At 50.6% G+C, this 241-nt stretch carries 1 protein-coding gene; it reads left to right on the top strand.

Annotated features, from left to right (window positions below; translation table 11 throughout):
* Window positions 1–241, top strand: a 241-nt coding sequence (locus ACTRWI_RS22900) for a hypothetical protein (protein ID WP_499133964.1), incomplete at both ends; no start/stop codon positions are given.

The following is a 241-nucleotide window of genomic DNA, read 5'->3' as shown; positions in this document are numbered from 1 at the left end:
TTACTTCCCAGAAATTTTACAAACCAGCACAGGGTCGCTTGATCTTACTGCCTTGTTCTCTGGTTATGTGCCAGCAGGCAGCAGTGTCAGCGTCAGCGTACTTGATGGTGACAGCTTAACCCCACTTACCGGAACCTTCGACACCAGCTTATACAGCAGTGGCGTACAAGTGCAAATCAGCGTAGAGGAGGATGGAGTCGCTCGTCTAGAAACCGTCACCTTGCAACCGACTACAACTCCT

It is taken from the genome of Pseudoalteromonas sp. G5_S1_14_S5, assembly GCF_054968605.1.
The sequence above is the reverse complement of the archived record's forward strand: the minus strand, read 5'-3'. Positions and strand labels throughout refer to the sequence as shown.